This is a genomic window from Alphaproteobacteria bacterium (assembly GCA_033344895.1).
Taxonomy (GTDB): Bacteria; Pseudomonadota; Alphaproteobacteria; order UBA8366; family Aestuariispiraceae; genus Pacificispira.
In genome coordinates this window covers 247,711-264,466 of record JAWPMN010000001.1, presented here as the reverse complement: position 1 = coordinate 264,466, position 16,756 = coordinate 247,711, and the positions used below count along the sequence as shown (strand labels likewise).

Sequence of the window (16,756 nt, the reverse complement as noted above, 5' to 3'; positions counted from 1 at the left end):
GAAATCACCTGCCTGGGCAGGACTAGAGACGAAGCGACTTTGAACGAAGGAATGACCGTCATGTCGAACCCGCGCCACAACACCCGAACCGTTCGTGCCCCGCATGGCGCCGAATTGAACTGCAAGAGCTGGGTCACCGAAGCGCCCTACCGGATGATAATGAACAACCTGGATCCGGAGGTCGCGGAGAACCCGAATGAACTGGTCGTCTATGGCGGCATCGGTCGGGCCGCGCGGACCTGGAACGATTTCGACATGATCACGGATTCGCTGAAGACGCTGGACGAGACCGAGACCCTGGTCGTGCAGTCGGGCAAGCCGGTCGGCGTCTTCAAGACCCACAAGGACGCACCGCGGGTCCTGATTGCCAACTCCAATCTGGTGCCGCATTGGGCAACCTGGGAGCATTTCCATAAGCTCGATAAGGTCGGCCTGATGATGTACGGCCAGATGACCGCCGGGTCGTGGATCTATATCGGCTCCCAGGGCATCGTCCAGGGCACTTACGAGACCTTCGTCGAGGCCGGGCGCCAGCACTATAACGGCGACCTGACCGGCAAGTGGATCCTGACCGGCGGCCTGGGCGGCATGGGCGGCGCGCAGCCCCTGGCCGCTGTCATGGCCGGGGCCTGCTGCCTGGCCGTGGAGTGCGATTCCGACCGCATCGATTTCCGCATTCGTACCCGCTATGTCGATGAACGCGCCGAAACCCTGGACGAGGCGCTGGAGATGATCGACCGCTGGACCAAGGCGGGCGAGGCGAAGTCGGTCGGTCTGCTGGGCAATGCCGCCGACGTCTTCACCGAACTGGCCGAGCGCGGCGTGCGTCCGGACATCGTCACCGACCAGACCTCCGCCCATGATCCGATCAACGGCTACCTGCCGCAGGGCTGGACCATGGCCGAGTGGAAGGAAAAGCGCGAAAGCGATCCGGCGGCGGTGGAGAAGGCGGCCCGCGCCTCCATGCGCGTCCATGTCGAAGCGATGCTGAAATTCCACGCGGCGGGCGTGCCGACCCTGGATTACGGCAACAACATCCGCCAGGTCGCGAAGGAAGAGGGGCTAGAGAACGCCTTCGACTTCCCCGGTTTCGTACCGGCCTATATTCGCCCGCTCTTCTGCAAGGGGATCGGGCCGTTCCGCTGGTGCGCGCTGTCCGGCGATCCGGAGGACATCTACAAGACCGATCAGAAGGTGAAGGAACTGATCCCGGACGACGAGCATCTGCATAACTGGCTCGACATGGCGCGGGAGCGGATTTCCTTCCAGGGCCTGCCGGCTCGCATCTGCTGGGTCGGCCTGGGTCAGCGCCACCGCCTCGGCCTCGCCTTCAACGAGATGGTGAAGAACGGGGAGTTGAAGGCGCCGGTGGTGATCGGCCGCGATCATCTGGACAGCGGCTCCGTCGCCAGCCCCAACCGCGAAACGGAAGGCATGAAGGACGGGTCCGATGCCGTGTCAGACTGGCCACTGCTGAACGCGCTGTTGAACTGCGCGTCCGGGGCGACCTGGGTTTCGCTGCACCATGGCGGTGGGGTCGGCATGGGCTTCAGTCAGCATTCCGGCATGGTGATCTGCTGCGACGGCTCGGACGATGCGGCCCAGCGGGTCGAACGCGTTTTGTGGAACGATCCGGCGACCGGCGTCATGCGCCATGCCGATGCCGGCTATGACATTGCGATCGATTGCGCCAAGGAGAACGGGCTTCGCCTTCCCGGTATTCTCGGCAATTGATCCCGAGGGGAAGCAATATTTCCGATGCGCGACAGTTCGGTTCGCGTATCTTTTGTGCAGTGCAACGCAGAACAGGGAGTGTGTGATCATGAAAAGACGTGATTTCTTCAAGGCGTCCGGTGCCGTCGCGGCGGGCGTCGCAGCAGCCGGATTCGCGACCCCGGCGATCGCCCAGGGTGTGCAGCAATGGAAAATGGTGACAGCATGGCCGAAGAACCTGCCCGGACCCGGTGTGGCGGCCCAGATGCTGGCCGACCGCATCACGGCACTGAGCGGCGGCAAGCTGGAAGTGAAGTTGTTCGCGGCCGGTGAACTGGTCCCCGGTCGGGGCGTCTTCGACGCCGTCTCCGAAGGGACGGCCGAACTGTACCATGCTGTTCCGGCCTATTGGGGGTCCAAGTCCAAGGGCATCCTGCTGTTCGGTTCGCAGCCCTTCGGCCTTCGGGCAGACGAACAGGTCGGCTGGCTGACGCATGGCGGCGGACAGGCGCTGTATGACGAAATGTACGGCCGGTTCAATCTGAAGCCCTTCCTGTGCGGCAACTCCGGTCCGCAATGGGCCGGTTGGTTCCGGGAGGAGATCAAGTCGGTGGACGACCTGAAAGGGCTGCGTTTCCGCACCACCGGTCTGGCGTCCGAAATGTGCGCCAAGCTGGGTATGGCGGTTCAGGCCATGGGCGGTCGCGACATGTTCCAGGCGATGCAGTCCGGCGCCCTCGACGCGGGCGAATTTATCGGTCCGTGGACGGATTCGGCGCTGGGCTTCTACCAGATCGCGCAGAACTACTATTGGCCGGGCGTGGGTGAGCCGTCGTCGGCGGAGGAATGCGCGGTCAACAAGGAAGCGTTCGACGCGCTGGAGCCGTCCCTGCAACAGGCCGTGGAGGCGGCGTGCAAGTCGCTCTACAACGATGTCTGGACGGAATACACGACCAAGCATGCGCTGGCGCTGCAGCAACTGGTCGCCGAAAAGGGCGTTCAGGTGAAGATGCTGCCGGAAGAAGTCATCGTCGCCATGGGCAACGCCGCCGGCGAAGTCATGACGGAACTGCGCGATGATTCCGACGACCTGGTGAAGCGGATCGTCGAGAGCTTCATGGCGTATCGCGGCTCGATCTCCGACTACATGGTCTATGCCGATAACGGGCAGATGAACGCCCGCGCGCTGGACTACAAGTACTGAGTCTGAAGGTTTGATCCTGTTGGGCACCGGTTCGGGTATACTCCCGGACCGGTGCTTCCTTGCTTGCTACAATCGGAATGGCCCATGGCGTCTCTTGCGGATCGATTGGATGGCGTGAACCGCGCTGTCGGCAGTACGGTGCGATGGCTGGCGGTTGCCATGGTGGCGCTGCAATTCGGTATCGTCCTGTTGCGCTATGTCTTCGGCGTCAGTTTCATCTTCCTGGATGAAAGCGTCCTCTACATGCATTGTGCGCTCTTCATGCTCGGCGCCGGTTTCACGCTGCTGCTGGACGGGCATGTGCGTGTCGATATCTTCTATGGCCGCTGGTCGGCGCGTGGCAAGGCGCGGATGGATGTGCTGGGCGCGCTGCTGGCCCTGATCCCCGGCGCGCTGGTAATCGCGTGGTTCACTTGGCCTTTTGTCTTCAACAGTTGGAAAAACCTGGACGGTGCGATCTCCGTCGGCGGCATTCCGGCTTCCTTCCTGTTGAAATCGCTGATCCCTGCATTCTGCCTGCTCCTGGCACTCCAGGGGCTGGCTTGTCTGCTGCGCGATCTCGCGCGCCTGAAATCATCCCCGAAAGCCTGATCGCATGGTCCTGCTCGACTATCTCGACGTCCTGATGTTCGCGGGGCTCTGCCTCGCCATCCTGCTAGGTTATCCGGTTACCTTCACGCTGATCGGCATCGCGCTGCTGTTCGCGCTGATCGGCTGGTCGACCGGGCATTTCGACACCGGTCTGCTGGGTGCTCTGTCGCAACGCATATACGGGATCATGACCAATCCGGTACTGATCGCCATTCCGGTCTTCGTCTTCATGGGGGCGGTGCTGGAAAAAAGCCGGATCGCGGAGGACCTGCTGGAACAGATGGGGCGCCTGTTCGGCTCGGTTCGCGGCGGACTGGCCGTGTCCGTCGTGGTGGTCGGTGCCTTGCTGGCGGCCTCCACCGGAATTGTCGGCGCAACCGTCGTGGCGATGGGGCTGATCGCGCTGCCGACCATGCTGGCCAACGGCTATGACAAGAGGCTGGCGGCCGGCACCGTCTGCACCGCGGGCACCCTGGGGCAGATCATTCCGCCATCGACGCTGCTGATCATCCTGTCGGATGTCATGTCGAATGCCTATCAGCAGGCCCAGTTTGCCGAAGGCAAGTTCACTGTGGAGACGATCAGCGTCGGTCAGACCTTTGCAGCCGCACTGGTGCCGGGCCTTGTACTGGTCGCGTTGTACATCGCCTACATCATGGTCACGGCCTATCTGCGGCCCGCCATGGCGCCGGCGTTGCGCCGGGTGGATGATGCATCGGACGGCAAGGGCGGCGTGATGAGCGTCCTGATTCCGCCGGTCGTGCTGATCATCGCCGTCCTGGGTTCGATTCTGGGCGGCATCGCGACCCCCACGGAGGCCGCGTCGGTAGGCGCGATCGGGGCAGTTCTGCTGGCAGCCCTGCGCCTCGGGGATGCGCGCACACGCAAACTGGTGCTGATCGGCGGTGGTGCGCTGGCCATCCTGGCGGTGCTGGCCGGAGTTGCGCCGGTGCGGCTGCAGCGTGGGGATCTGGACGGCGGCGATTATCTGATCGGCGCGATCGGGATCGTGCTGACGCTGGTCGTGCTCCTGGCCCTGATCAAGGCCTTCCGGACGACCGGCAAGGCGGGCATCCTGAAAGACGCCGCGACCGGGACGATGACGGTCAGCGCGATGATCTTCGGCACCATCATCGGGGCCAACGTCTTTTCCCTCGTTTTCCGTGGATTGGGCGGTGACGCGCGGATCGAAGAAATCCTGACCCTGATGCCGGGGGGCGCTGATGGGGCGTTGATCTTCGTCATGATCCTGGTCTTCGTCCTGGGGTTCTTCCTCGATTTCGTCGAAATCTCGGTGATCCTGCTGCCCATCGTGGCGCCGGCGCTTATCCTGATGGGGCACGACCCGGTCTGGCTGTCTGTGCTGATCGCCATCAACCTGCAGACCAGCTTCCTGACGCCGCCCTTCGGCTTTTCGCTGTTCTATCTGCGCGGTGCGGCCCCGCCGGAGGTGACGACGGGCATAATCTATGCCGGGGTACTGCCCTTCATCGGCCTTCAGGCCTTGGGCGTGGCGGCGGTCTGGATGCTGCCGGGCCTAGCCACAGCGCTGCCGGCCTGGCTGTTCTGATCTCATCCTGCGAGGTCGGGAGCCTTCGCTGTTTCAGCACGATGGTCTTGTCAGGGAGGTTCCTGCTTTCGCAGGAGCACGGACGGATTAGGCAACCTGTGCTCCTGCGCAAGCAGGAGCCTTCTTTGTTTCGGCGCCAAGAAAGGTTCCGTTTCTCCCTCTCCCTTGAGGGAGAGGGAGAGGGCCGGGGTGAGGGGGAGTTCGTGCCGTTCGGCAACCATCGCAGGCCCTTACCCGACCCTTCGGGCCACCCACTCCCAAGGGGAGAGGGATGATTGGACATATCCTCTCAGCGGTGAGACCTGGGGGCAAAGAGAAAGGGCCGCTTCCCTGGGAAGCGGCCCTTTGCTGTCGGTGCCTTGCGGCGCCGTTCTTATCGAACCGAGATCAGTGGAATTTGGTCGGCAGGGTCGCGATCGCGTCGTCGATGGCCTTGTCGCCTTCCTTGCCACCCATGCGGTCCTTGAGGACCTGGGTGGTGGCGGCGATGGCCATGTCGACGGCGAGGCTGCGCACTTCGGCAATCGCGTTGGCTTCCGCCTGAGCGATCTTGTCCATGGCCTGCTTTTCACGGCGTTCCATGGCTTCCTTGAAGCGGGCGTCCTGCTCCTTCTTCATGGTCTTGGTTTCGTTCTTGGCATTCTCCACGATGGCGGCCGCCTGGTCGGTGGCATCACGCTGTGCGCGCTTCAGCTCCGCCAGTTTGGACGTCGCCTCTTCCTTGAGCTGTTCGGCCTGCGCAATTTCCGATCGGATCCGTTCGATCCGTCCGTCAATCGCATTCGCGATGGCCGAGCGACCCTTCCAGGCCACCAGCAGGAAGAAGAGAACAAAGGAGACGATGACCCAGGTATTGGTATCCTGAAGAATTTCCATACCTTATGCCCCCTTCGAGACGGCGTTGATCGCCTTGGAGACGGTGCCCTTGTCCGCCGCATCGCCGGTCAGCTTTTCGATCGATGCCGCAGCGACTTCTTCAGCCACGTCGCGCACCGATGCCAGCGCTTCCTTGCGGGCGTCTTCGATACGGGATTCCGCATCGGCGACCTTGCTCGCGAGTTCAGCGTCCAGCTTTTCCTGCTTCTTGGCGTGGTCGGCTACGATCTTGTCCTGCGCCTTGCGCAGGATTTCGAGCGCTTCCGACCGGGCGTCGGCCAGAGCCTTCTCCACCGCCTGTTCGGTTTCTTCAATCTCCGTGCGGAGCTGTTCGGCCCGTTCCAGATCGGCCCGGATCTTCTGCTCGCGCGCTTCGATCACTTCTCCGACGCGGGGGATCGCCACCTTCCACATCAGGATGAACAGCACCGCAAAGGTCACGACCAGCCAGAAGACCTGGCTGGAATAGGTGCTGAAGTCCAGCTGGGGCATGGACGACCCGCCTTCGGCCGCAAAGGCCGAGGGAGCAAAAGCCGTTACCATGGCGGCGGCTGCCGCAATGCGAATGCCCGTATGTGTAATCGGGTTCATTCCTGGTCCCCTTTCATCCGGATCCGTGGTGAGGCGTGCCGCATTCGGCGCGCCTCGCGACAATCGTCCCAGCGGATCAGGTGAACAGGATCAGGAAGGAGATGACCAGCGCGTAGAGCGCGACGGCCTCGACGAGCGCGAAGCCCAGCATCGACAGACCGAAGACCTGGCCACGGGAGGCCGGGTTGCGGGCGACCGACGAGATCAGGGACGAGAAGATGTTACCGATACCGATACCGACACCCGACAGGCCGATAACGGCCAGACCGGCACCGATCATTTTCGCTGCATCGAGTTCCATGGTTACTACTCCTTCCAAGTCGCACGGGGATGATGTGTGGCCCGTGCTTTCGTGATGGGTCGGACGGGGATTGTTTGTGGCCCGTCCGATCCCGGTGAAACGTGTTTCGGCGCCTTAGTGCAGGTGGAGGGCGTCGTTCAGGTACAGACAGGTCAGTACCGCGAAGACATAGGCCTGCAGGAAGGCGACCAGAATTTCGAAGCCCGTCAGGGCGACCATCATGGTGATCGGCAGGATGCCGCCGATACCGGCGGTCGCGGCACCCAGGCCGAAGACGAAGCCCGCGAAGACCTTCAGCATCGTATGGCCGGCCATCATGTTGGCGAACAGACGGACGGACAGGCTGACCGGACGCGACAGGTAAGAGATGATCTCGATCGGGATCATCAGCGGATACAGCGCAATCGGCGCGCCCGACGGCACGAAGAAGCTGAAGAAATGCAGCCCGTGCTTCAGCAGGCCAACCAGCGTGACCATCAGGAAGACGAACAACGCCATCACCAGGGTGACGATGATGTGGCTGGTGAAGGTGAAACTGCCCGGCACGAGGCCCAGCAGGTTGCCGAACAGGATGAACATGAACAGAGTGAAGATGAAGGGGAAGAACTTCCGGCCTTCATCGCCGACATTGTCGCGTATCATGTTGCCGACGAATTCGTACATCGACTCCGCGATCGACTGCCAGCGACCCGGCACCATTTCGCGCTTCGACATGCCCAGCAGCATGAAGACGGTCACGACAATGACCGTGATCGACATCCACAGCGACGAGTTGGTGTAGGCGACAGCGTCGACCGGACCGTCGACGAGCGTTTTGATCTGAAACTGTTCGAGCGGACCAGCCACGGCGACCCCTTTCCTCGATCTTCTTCTTGCGGTGCCGTTGCGGCGCCCGCGGGTTAACCCAAGTTACGCGTTCTAACTCTTTCCGCCCCGGCCGTCGTCCTTGTCCTGGGGGCTGTCCCCTGGACGGCGCCAGCCGACGCCCTGATCCATGCCGCTGGCCAGGCGGTAAACATTCGTGACCCCCGCGGCACCGCCGACGAAAAGGAACACGATCAACAGCCAGGGACCCGTGCCCAGCCAGCTGTCCAGCCCGTAGCCGATCGCCACCCCGATGCCGGTGGCGGCGACCAGTTCGGTACCGACGCGAAGGGCGAAGCCGATGCCTTGCATGCCGGTTTTCGGCTGGGTGCCGTCCCCGGCGTCCTTTGACCGTCCGGAACGGGCCTCATAGGCGTTTCGGGCGGCCCGCAGACGGGCGTCGAAATCGTCCGATGAGGGCTTGTTGTCGCCCTCGGTCATTGCGTCGGATACCCCCTGAAACTCTGTACCGTTCTAAACGCCGTGGCGGTGTGGCGATTGCCCCCCTTTTCCACGCGCGCGGACACTAGTCTCGCCGCCTATAGGAGTCAAGGAATCCGGCCCTGCAAAACCGCCCGTGCGGCAGCGCGACGCGGCCCGGCGTTCCGGTCGGTCAGAGGATGCCGAAACCGTAGGTCACCAGCGCCGCGCCGACAAAGAAGACGACCGGAAACGCGACCCTTGCCAGGGCGTCCACACGCTCGGCGCGATCCTCCCGGCCATGGGCCGTCAGGCGGTCGGCTACGGTGTTCTCGATGACCACCAGCAGCAGGAACAGGAAGGCGAACCCGAACAGCGTTTCCAGATAGGTCACCTCCGGCACATTGGGTAGCTTGTCCGTGACCACGAAGTTGAACGCGACCACGGTCAGAATGGTCGTGAAGGTGACTCCGAAGCGTCCGGTATCCGACGTGCGGAGCCAGAAAACCGACCAGGAAATCATCACGATCAGCAGGAGCGGCAGGATCAGGCGATAGACGAACGGGGCCGACACCCGCTCTGCTTCGATTGCCAGCAGCAGTTCGGAAAACGTGTCGCGGTCGCGAATCTCACGGACATTTCGAACTTCGGACGTGAAGCCGGTCAGGTCCCAGGACGGAATGTTGAATCCTTCGGAGAAACCGATCTTCGATTCATCCCGGTGCAGAATCAGGTCGCTTGACGGCCAGGAGAAGGATTCGATTTCGATCACCAGCCGCTGGCTGTCGAAAGGAAATTTGGTGAAGTCGTAGCGGGTTCTCAGGCTGACCGCGACCCGCTCCTCGTACAGTACCGTTCCGTCGGGAAAGACGATCAGTTCCTCCTGCTGCACGTCCGGCGGCGCGGCCGTGTTCATGAAGATGATGTCCGGGGCCCAGATCCTGCCGTATTCCTCACGGGCGCGGTCTTCCAGGAAGACTTTCCTGTCCGGAGCGTTCACCTCGTCCAGATAGGCAAGGCGGGGATCGCACCAGATCAGTTCCATGAAGGTTTCGATCTGGAAGGAATGGTCGACCTCGCTGATCGAATCCAGACGCTCGACATATAGGCCGATATCGACATGGACCGGATGGCCGCCGCGTTTCGGCGGCGACAGAATGTTCGCACGCGTTCCCGCATCCAGGCTTGCCGGACCATCCCGCCCGGCCTCGCAGGCCGCCGCGGACGCAATGTCCGACCGGATCTTGGCGTGGGCCTGAACCGAATGATGGATGCTGAGGGCGAGCAGTAGCAACGTAGCCACGCAAAGCCGCAGGCCCCGGACCGGAGCCATGGTCAAACGCACTGTCATTGGTGGTCGTCGCCCTGCGGAAGCACCATGCCGGCGACTATACCGTGAAAGATCAGATCATCGCCAGGAATTCGCGGCGGGCTTCCGGGTTCTCGCGGAAGGCGCCCAGCATGTGGCTGGTGATCGTGCTGACCCCGGGCTTGTGAATGCCGCGGGTGGTCATGCACTGATGTTCGGCATCGATTACGACCGCGACGCCGCGCGGCTGCAGGGCGCGTTCAATCGCCTGCGCAATCTGTACCGTCATCGTTTCCTGGGTTTGCAGGCGCTTGGCGAAAATGTCGACGACGCGGGCCAGCTTGGAAATCCCGACGACCCGGGTGCGGGGCAGGTAGGCGACATGCGCGGTGCCGATGATCGGTACCATGTGATGTTCGCAATGGCTTTCGAAGGTAATGCCGCGCAGCATGACCATTTCGTCATAGCCTTCGGTTTCCTCGAAGGTGCGACGCAATTCTTCCTCGGCATCGATGGCATAGCCGGAATAGAATTCGGCATAGGAGCGAACGACGCGGTTGGGCGTATCGATCAGGCCTTCGCGTTCCGGGTTGTCACCGGCCCAGCGCAGCAGCGTCCGTACGGCCTCCTCGGCTTCTTCCTGCGAGGGACGGCCGGAGACGATTTTCGGGCGCAGCGCCTTATCGGACATGGCGACGGATACCTTTCCTGAAGTCTTCGGGAAACCATGTTTCCCGCGTAGAATGCGGCTATATCGTTGCAAAGGCCGGTGAAGTCAACAATATCACCTGCGACAAACCTTTTCCAATTTCGGCCTAATCCGCGCGGTAGACGGCATATGGAAAGCCACGAAGCACTTTACAACGACCGGATCCTGACCCTGGCGGGTGGCCTCGCCAAGGATGACCGGCTGGCCGATCCCGACGCGACCGTTCAGATGGACAGCCCGCTTTGCGGCAGCCGCATCCGGGTGGACGTGAAACTGTCGCCGGATGGCCGTATTGCCGCCTATGGCCAGCAGGTCCGTGCCTGCGCGCTGGGCCAGTCCGCGGCGGCAATCATGAAGGCCCATGCGGAAGGGCGAGACCTCGACGAACTGACAAGTATTCGGGATGCCCTGGAAGCCATGCTGAAACGCGGCGGGCCGGCACCTTCAGGCGACTGGGCCGATCTGGCCGTGCTGGAACCGGCCCGGAATCACAAGTCGCGGCATGCATCGATCCTGCTTCCCTTCAAGGCGGTGGTCCGCGCTGTGGAAGAAGCCGTTGCCGGCGGCAACACCGGTACCGATGGCTGAACGGCACAGCCCCGCCGCCTGGCTGCTGATCGGCATGATCCAGCTTTATCGCGTCACACTGTCCTACTTTCTGGGGCGACGCTGCCGCTTTCTTCCAACCTGTTCCGAATATGGACTGGAAGCCATACGGCGGCATGGGGCCCTGCGCGGCGGAAAGCTTACGGTCCAGCGAATTTTGAGATGTCATCCCTGGGGCGGGTCCGGCCATGACCCGGTACCCGATTGACCGGGAACGCCAAAGACCGGTTGCCTGGGCTTACCGTCGTCATTCCGACCCTGAATGCGGCCGCCGGGTTGAAGGCGCTGCTGCCGCAGCTTTCCTCCGAAAGGCTCGATCTGGACCTCGTCATTGCCGATGGCGGGTCGACCGATGCGACGCCGGATCTGGCATCCCGACATCAGGCCAGGCTGACCGCCGCCGAGGGTGGGCGCGGCCCGCAGATCCAGGCAGGCGTCGACGCGGCATTGGCGGAATGGCTGATGATCCTTCATGCGGATTCCCGGCTGCCCGAAGACTGGGACCGACGGGTCGCGGCCTTTATGGCCGATCCGGGTTCTGAGGCGCTTGCCGGCTATTTTGCCTTCGCCCTGGACGATGGCAGCGCATCGGCCCGACGGTTGGAACGGCTGGTTGCGTGGCGTTGCCGGGTGCTCGGGCTGCCCTATGGGGATCAGGGATTGCTGGTGTCCCGCGCGTTTCTGGAAAGTCTGGGCGGGTATCCCGACCTGCCGCTGATGGAGGATGTCGCGCTGGCGCGCCGGATCGGCAAGAAAAGGCTGGTTTGCCTGGATGCGCGCCTGGTCACCTCGTCCGAGAAGTTCCGGCGTGACGGTTATCTGCGACGCAGTGCCCGGAACCTCTTATGCCTGGCCCTCTACTTTCTGGGCGTGCCGCCCTGGGCGATCCGCAGGATCTACGGATGAGCGGACCGGCGCGACAGGTGGTGGTTTTCGCGCGCGCACCGCGACTGGGTGTTGGAAAACGGCGTCTGGCGGCGGACATCGGAAGGCTGGGTGCCCACCGCTTCTATCGGGCCAATCTGGCCCGGACTCTGCGGAGGCTGGTCGTTGGCCCCTGGCAGCTATCGGTGGCGGTCGCGCATCCAAAGGACGCCGGTGCTGCATTCTTTGCCGGTCACGATGTTCTCCTCCAGCCGCCGGGTGATTTGGGTAAGCGGATGACCGCGGTTCTGCGTAGCCTCGCGCCGGGACCAGCCATCATTGTCGGCAGCGATATTCCCGATATTCGGGTCGAGGATATTCAGGCGGCTTTCCAGGTTTTGGGGCGGCGGGATGCCGTGTTCGGTCCGGCCTCGGACGGCGGTTACTGGCTGGCCGGCATGGCGCGCCGGCGACCGGTGCCGCGGGGATTCATGGCCGACGTGCGGTGGTCGGGCCCGCATGCGCTTGTCGATACAATCGCTAGTCTTCCTGCCGGATACAGCCATGGTCTGATCGGTGAGAAGGATGATATCGACACGGGCGAGGATTATTGGCGGTACCGGAAGCGAGGTAGATCATGACCACCATTGCGGAGCGTCTTCCGGCCCTGCACCGGGCCCTGAAGGATCACCCCGGATTCGATGGCCTCTCCCTGGAAGACCTAGCACCCTTCCCAACCACGGGGCTGGCGCATGATCATGTGGCGATCGAGGGGAGGAACCTTCTGCTGCGGGTTCCACGCCAAAGTCAGATGCGACTGGATGCGGCGCGCAACCTGACCTACCAGGCGGCGTGCTTTGAGCGGATGAGTCGCGGTGGGCATGCGCCGGCCTGTCACGGGATCCTGATGCCGAGCGTGGAACTGCCCATGGGGGCGCTGATTGTCGATCGAATTCGTGGCCGTGTACTGTCCGCGCCTGAGGAATTGCCGTTGGCAGCGGAAGCGCTGGCATCGATCCATGCCTTGCCCGTGCCGGCGCAGGTCGACCGCGCGCCCCTGATCGATCAGCCAAATCCGATGGCGGCAACGCTGGCCGAAGTGCAGGGTCAGGCAATCTTCCTGGATCACGCGGATCTGCATCCGGACAGCGCCGACATGATTGCGGAAGAACTGACCGCCGCGGCCCGAGACGCCGCGGACCTGCCACCGGCGCCGGCACGATTGATTTCCTTCGATGCGCATCCCGGAAACTTCATGGTCGACGGAAAGGGGCGAGCCTTTCTGGTCGATTTGGAGAAGGGGCGGTATGGCGGGGCCGGCTTCGATCTTGCCCATGCCACGCTCTATACCTCCACGACCTGGGACGTCGCGACTTACTCCGAGCCGAGCCGGACGCAGGTCGACGAATTCTACGACGCCTGGCGTGGCGCAATGCCTGGCGACCTGGCAGCATCACTGGAACCCTATCTGATGCCGATGCGCCGCCTCATGTGGCTATGGTCCGTCACCTGGTGCGCCAAGTGGCGCGTGGAAAGCCGCAAGACCCTGCGCGCCGACAAACAAGATGCGAAAGACACGGAGGATTGGTCGGCGGAGAATACGGACACTGCGCTGATCGACCATGTCAGAGGGCGGGTCGACTGTTATCTGTCACCGGATATTGTCGCGCGGGTACGGTCGGACTGGGCCTAGGCGTCGGTTTGGTTCAGGCGATCGCGCAGAGCCGTTATTCGGTGCTGCAGATCCTGCAACTCCTCAAGGTCCACCCCGATACTGTCGAGAATACAGACGGGGATCTCAGTTGCCCTGCTCTTCATGGTGCGCCCCGACTCCGTCAGGCTGACACGGACCTGGCGCTCATCGTTCAGATCCCGTCTGCGCACAACGTGACCGGCGGTTTCCAGGCGCTTCAGCAATGGCGTGAGCGTATTCGATTCAAGTTGCAGGGTTCTTCCCAGGTCTCCCACGGTCCGATCATCCTGTTCCCACAATGCGACAAGCACGAGGTACTGTGGATAGGTCAGCCCCAGTTCGTCCAGCATCGGCTTATAGATGCGGTTGAACGCGTGCGACGTGGAATAGACCGAAAAGCAGAGCAGATCCGCGACGGGGATCAGGGCGTTGTCTGTATCGACCATGGTTTGCATCTCCAGCTTCGCCATATCATATATATCGTGCGCGATACAATCGCAAGCGCTTGACAGAGAGGACCTTTGGCTTATTTATATCGTGCACGATTTAATCGGGTTGGACTTAACCTCTCATTGAAGGAGATATGAACCATGTCCGTGGATCTTAAATACCGCACGGTCGCCCGTGCCACCGGAGGACGCGACGGCCATTCCAAGACCCTGGATGGCAGTCTGGATGTCAAACTGTCGACGCCGAAGGAACTCGGCGGAAGTGGCGGCGCGGGGAACAACCCCGAGCAGCTTTTCGCGGCGGGTTATGCCGCCTGCTTCATCGGCGCGATGAAGTTCGTCGCATCGCAGACGGGTGTGAAGGTCCCGGCCGATACCAGTGTCACCGCCAATGTCGGGATCGGTCCGCGCTCCGAAGGCGGTTTCGGTCTGGAGATCGCGCTGGAAGTCGAACTGCCGGGTCTGGACGGTGATACGGCGAAGAAGCTGGTCGACGAAGCGCATCAGGTTTGCCCGTATTCCAACGCGACCCGGAATAACATCGACGTTCAACTGTCGATCAAGTAACTGCACGTGGAACAGGAGGAACCTGCCCGGTGCCACCGGGCAGATTTCTTCACGCCGGCGGCGGATATCCCAGTTGCCTCAATCTGGCCCGGATGGAAGGCGGCTCTGACTGCAGGGCTGCGCGGCACAACGAATCCGCCCAGTCGACGAGGTGCGGCACCTGACGCGACAGAGACAGCGCGCCGCCATAGGCCCAGGCACGGACAAAGGGGCGCTTGTGACCGGTAAGCTGCTTCAAGGTGGAGGCCAGCTCCTCGGTTTTGGATTCCGGGATGGATTGAAGCGCGAGGGCCTGAAGGCAGTGCAGCACGGTTTCCCAATGTGCGGTTTCATCCCCCGCGAGTTCGATCAGGCGCGCGACGGTAGGCGCATTCAGTCGATGACCCTTTTCGACATGCATCTTGATCAACCAGGTCGCCGCACGACGTGATCCCGCCGGCGCGGACAGCAGCCTGTCGACAAAGTCCGGCGTGTCGCCGTGCCTTGCGTATTGGGCCCGTAGCGCCACTGTGGATTTTCCGTCCCAGGAACGCAGGGCGTCCGAAAGCCCGGTCATTCCGCGGCGAGATGCGGGAAAGTCGCTGCGTAGCGGGACATCTTGTGCAGGCCGCATTGCACCGGCGCATAGGCCAGCGGCGCGGCATCCGTTACGCAGGACGGCAGCGGCTCAATGACCGCATCAATGTCGCAGTCGACGAAACAGGGCATGGAATAGCGCTGCCGGCCGGAAACGTTCACCACGCGATGCAGGTTCGCCAGATAGGCGTCGTTGGTCAGGCGCTGAACGAGGTCGCTGATATTGACCACAAACGTCCCCGGAATGGGGGGCGCCTCGACCCATTCTCCCGATCGGTTCATGACCTGAAGTCCGCCGACATCGTCCTGCGCCAGAATGGTCATCAGGCCGTAATCGGTATGGGCCCCGATGCCGATCATCCTCTCATCCACCTGGCCGGCCTGACTGGGATAGTGGATCAGGCGCTGGATCATCACGGGCTGGGTCATCTTCTCGGCGAAATAGTCATATGGCAGGTCCAGGCTGACCGCGATTCCCTCCAGGACGGTCCGTGCCGTCGAGAGCATCGCATCCAGATAGGCGGAGACGGTCTGCTTGAAATCCGGAAGATCGGGCCACTGGTTCCTGCCGTGGAAGGGGCCGGTCAGACCGTCATACTCGATCCCGATATCGAAGCATTCCTTGTAATCCCGCGTGACGCCCGGGTTTGTGTTCTCGCCGAACAGCTCTGTGTAGCCGCGCAGAGCCGTGCCGGAATTGGTAATGTGCAAGGGCATCTTCACGTCATCGGGCTGCGCGAAGAAGGCACGGGCGGCGGCGAAGGTAGCGTCAACCAGATCGTCCGGCACGCCGTGCCCTTTGACATACATGAACCCGGTATTCGCCAGGGCCCAGTTCATGCCGCGCGCTGCGGTGTCCCGGTCGCTGCCGTCGCGGATGCCGGAAATGTCGATCACAGGGATGCGGTCAAAGTCCTGCCGCTGCGCCCGCAGCCGGTCATCCAGCATCGCCAGCAGAGTTTCCGACATGAACCGGCCCTCCGTAATTCCATCGACTGGAACCACTCTCAGGCGAAACAGATTTTCTGTAAATGGTGAATGCCACCGCTCAGCGGCGTTTCTCCATCACCACGAACAGCCGGAATGCCATAAAGATGCCCAATGCCGGCAGCAGCTTGTCCTCCAGGCGTACCAGTCTTTCGGCCAATCCGGCCGGGATCAGGCTCCAGGACTTGAAGCCGCCGGTCAGCGGATAGGCAAACAGGCTGAGCCATTCGCGGGAAACGCTGCGAAGGGCCGGAACGGTTTCCGACAGGGCGATGCGATGTTCCTGCCGCCGGAACAGCAGGGTCGGAATGCCCTGATTGCTTTCGAAAGGATCCTTGGTCTCGCCATAGGGCTGCCGCTCCAGCGGGGATGCCGACATGTCCACCGGCTCCTCGTGCAGGTAGTTGTAGAACAACCAGCTCAGCGGCGTGATCCCGGGCTCGATCATCGCGATGCGGCCCCCGGGTTTCAGGACTCGCGCCGCCTCTTCGAAGAACTTTCGCGGTTCCGCGAGATGATGCAGCACGTCCAGAAGAAAAATGCCGTCGAAACTGTCATCCGGGAAGGGCAGGGCCTGGGCATCGCACACCGTATCGACCCAGGGCGCGGGCAGGATGTCGAGGCGCGTTACATCCATGCCTTCGGTGAAATCGCGGCTGTGCCCCGATCCCGCGCCGACTTCCAGATAGGCGCCATCCTTCTGCAGCGCGTCCAGCATGCGCCGGTAATAATCGCCGTAGACCGCCCTCAGGCTGGCCTTCTTTTCCCAGGCGGTGGCATGCGATTGCAGGCGCGGGTCCAAATCTTGGGTCATCGCCCCCCCATGTTCCCGGAAACGCAGGAATCTTCGTTGTTCATGCCCTGAG

General features: G+C 62.5%; 21 protein-coding genes. 10 read left to right on the top strand and 11 right to left on the bottom strand.

What is annotated here, in order from left to right; translation table 11 throughout:
- Nucleotides 1–60 precede the first annotated feature (60 nt).
- From hutU to R8L07_01225, 4 genes are all read left to right on the top strand, one after another.
- Nucleotides 61–1,734, top strand: a complete 1,674-nt coding sequence (hutU, locus tag R8L07_01240) for a urocanate hydratase (GenBank protein ID MDW3204138.1) — start codon at nucleotides 61–63, stop codon at nucleotides 1,732–1,734.
- An 88-nt stretch (nucleotides 1,735–1,822) separates the two neighbouring features.
- Complete coding sequence (locus R8L07_01235) at nucleotides 1,823–2,917, top strand: TRAP transporter substrate-binding protein (protein MDW3204137.1); 1,095 nt, start codon at nucleotides 1,823–1,825, stop codon at nucleotides 2,915–2,917.
- Nucleotides 2,918–3,001: 84 nt separating this feature from the next.
- Entirely contained in the window at nucleotides 3,002–3,508 is a 507-nt protein-coding gene (locus R8L07_01230) for a TRAP transporter small permease subunit (GenBank protein MDW3204136.1), read from the top strand.
- 10 nt (nucleotides 3,509–3,518) lie between these two features.
- A complete protein-coding gene (locus R8L07_01225; protein ID MDW3204135.1) occupies nucleotides 3,519–5,078 on the top strand; it encodes a TRAP transporter large permease subunit in 1,560 nt (519 codons plus the stop codon).
- Between the two features lie 387 nt (nucleotides 5,079–5,465).
- Here the strand turns inward: R8L07_01225 and R8L07_01220 are convergent, their stop codons facing one another.
- The 7 genes from R8L07_01220 to folE all read right to left on the bottom strand — a co-directional run bounded on the left by R8L07_01220 (nucleotide 5,466) and on the right by folE (nucleotide 10,130).
- Complete coding sequence (locus R8L07_01220; GenBank protein ID MDW3204134.1) at nucleotides 5,466–5,954, bottom strand: F0F1 ATP synthase subunit B; 489 nt, start codon at nucleotides 5,952–5,954, stop codon at nucleotides 5,466–5,468.
- Nucleotides 5,955–5,957: 3 nt separating this feature from the next.
- Nucleotides 5,958–6,545 (bottom strand): F0F1 ATP synthase subunit B', encoded by a 588-nt coding sequence (locus tag R8L07_01215; protein MDW3204133.1) that lies wholly within the window; start codon nucleotides 6,543–6,545, stop codon nucleotides 5,958–5,960.
- 76 nt (nucleotides 6,546–6,621) lie between these two features.
- Nucleotides 6,622–6,846: an ATP synthase subunit C family protein gene (locus R8L07_01210; GenBank protein ID MDW3204132.1), complete on the bottom strand. Its 225-nt coding sequence runs from the start codon at nucleotides 6,844–6,846 to the stop codon at nucleotides 6,622–6,624.
- A 114-nt stretch (nucleotides 6,847–6,960) separates the two neighbouring features.
- Nucleotides 6,961–7,692, bottom strand: coding sequence for a F0F1 ATP synthase subunit A (locus R8L07_01205; protein MDW3204131.1), 732 nt, complete (start codon nucleotides 7,690–7,692; stop codon nucleotides 6,961–6,963).
- Between the two features lie 72 nt (nucleotides 7,693–7,764).
- Nucleotides 7,765–8,151 carry an AtpZ/AtpI family protein gene (locus R8L07_01200; GenBank protein ID MDW3204130.1) on the bottom strand — a complete coding sequence of 129 codons (387 nt, stop codon included), beginning with the start codon at nucleotides 8,149–8,151 and terminating at the stop codon, nucleotides 7,765–7,767.
- A 172-nt stretch (nucleotides 8,152–8,323) separates the two neighbouring features.
- Complete coding sequence (locus R8L07_01195) at nucleotides 8,324–9,481, bottom strand: hypothetical protein (GenBank protein ID MDW3204129.1); 1,158 nt, start codon at nucleotides 9,479–9,481, stop codon at nucleotides 8,324–8,326.
- Between the two features lie 52 nt (nucleotides 9,482–9,533).
- Nucleotides 9,534–10,130, bottom strand: coding sequence for a GTP cyclohydrolase I FolE (folE, locus tag R8L07_01190; protein MDW3204128.1), 597 nt, complete (start codon nucleotides 10,128–10,130; stop codon nucleotides 9,534–9,536).
- A gap of 147 nt (nucleotides 10,131–10,277) precedes the next feature.
- On the opposite strand from folE, the gene R8L07_01185 reads away from it, so the two are divergent.
- The 5 genes from R8L07_01185 to R8L07_01165 are packed head-to-tail and all read left to right on the top strand — an operon-like array spanning nucleotide 10,278 to nucleotide 13,311.
- Complete coding sequence (locus R8L07_01185; GenBank protein ID MDW3204127.1) at nucleotides 10,278–10,736, top strand: iron-sulfur cluster assembly scaffold protein; 459 nt, start codon at nucleotides 10,278–10,280, stop codon at nucleotides 10,734–10,736.
- A complete protein-coding gene (gene yidD, locus R8L07_01180; protein ID MDW3204126.1) occupies nucleotides 10,729–10,962 on the top strand; it encodes a membrane protein insertion efficiency factor YidD in 234 nt (77 codons plus the stop codon). Before R8L07_01185 ends, yidD begins: the two co-directional genes overlap by 8 nt.
- A gap of 20 nt (nucleotides 10,963–10,982) precedes the next feature.
- Nucleotides 10,983–11,660, top strand: coding sequence for a TIGR04283 family arsenosugar biosynthesis glycosyltransferase (locus tag R8L07_01175; GenBank protein MDW3204125.1), 678 nt, complete (start codon nucleotides 10,983–10,985; stop codon nucleotides 11,658–11,660).
- Entirely contained in the window at nucleotides 11,657–12,259 is a 603-nt protein-coding gene (locus tag R8L07_01170; protein ID MDW3204124.1) for a glycosyltransferase, read from the top strand. Before R8L07_01175 ends, R8L07_01170 begins: the two co-directional genes overlap by 4 nt.
- Nucleotides 12,256–13,311 (top strand): aminoglycoside phosphotransferase family protein, encoded by a 1,056-nt coding sequence (locus R8L07_01165; GenBank protein ID MDW3204123.1) that lies wholly within the window; start codon nucleotides 12,256–12,258, stop codon nucleotides 13,309–13,311. Before R8L07_01170 ends, R8L07_01165 begins: the two co-directional genes overlap by 4 nt.
- On the opposite strand, the gene R8L07_01160 is transcribed toward R8L07_01165, so the two are convergent.
- Entirely contained in the window at nucleotides 13,308–13,757 is a 450-nt protein-coding gene (locus R8L07_01160; protein ID MDW3204122.1) for a MarR family transcriptional regulator, read from the bottom strand. The genes R8L07_01165 and R8L07_01160 overlap by 4 nt on opposite strands.
- A 144-nt stretch (nucleotides 13,758–13,901) precedes the next feature.
- Here R8L07_01160 and R8L07_01155 point away from each other — a divergent pair, with 144 nt between their 5' ends.
- Nucleotides 13,902–14,327 carry an organic hydroperoxide resistance protein gene (locus tag R8L07_01155; protein MDW3204121.1) on the top strand — a complete coding sequence of 142 codons (426 nt, stop codon included), beginning with the start codon at nucleotides 13,902–13,904 and terminating at the stop codon, nucleotides 14,325–14,327.
- Nucleotides 14,328–14,376: 49 nt separating this feature from the next.
- Here R8L07_01155 and R8L07_01150 read toward each other — a convergent pair whose 3' ends face one another.
- From R8L07_01150 to R8L07_01140, 3 genes are all read right to left on the bottom strand, one after another.
- Nucleotides 14,377–14,883: a hypothetical protein gene (locus R8L07_01150; protein ID MDW3204120.1), complete on the bottom strand. Its 507-nt coding sequence runs from the start codon at nucleotides 14,881–14,883 to the stop codon at nucleotides 14,377–14,379.
- Nucleotides 14,880–15,872, bottom strand: a complete 993-nt coding sequence (locus R8L07_01145) for a 2-oxoglutarate and iron-dependent oxygenase domain-containing protein (GenBank protein ID MDW3204119.1) — start codon at nucleotides 15,870–15,872, stop codon at nucleotides 14,880–14,882. Before R8L07_01145 ends, R8L07_01150 begins: the two co-directional genes overlap by 4 nt.
- Nucleotides 15,873–15,951: 79 nt before the next feature.
- The gene (locus R8L07_01140) at nucleotides 15,952–16,704 is read right to left on the bottom strand and encodes a methyltransferase domain-containing protein (protein ID MDW3204118.1); all 753 of its coding nucleotides are present in this window, start codon (nucleotides 16,702–16,704) and stop codon (nucleotides 15,952–15,954) included.
- Nucleotides 16,705–16,756: the final 52 nt, after the last annotated feature.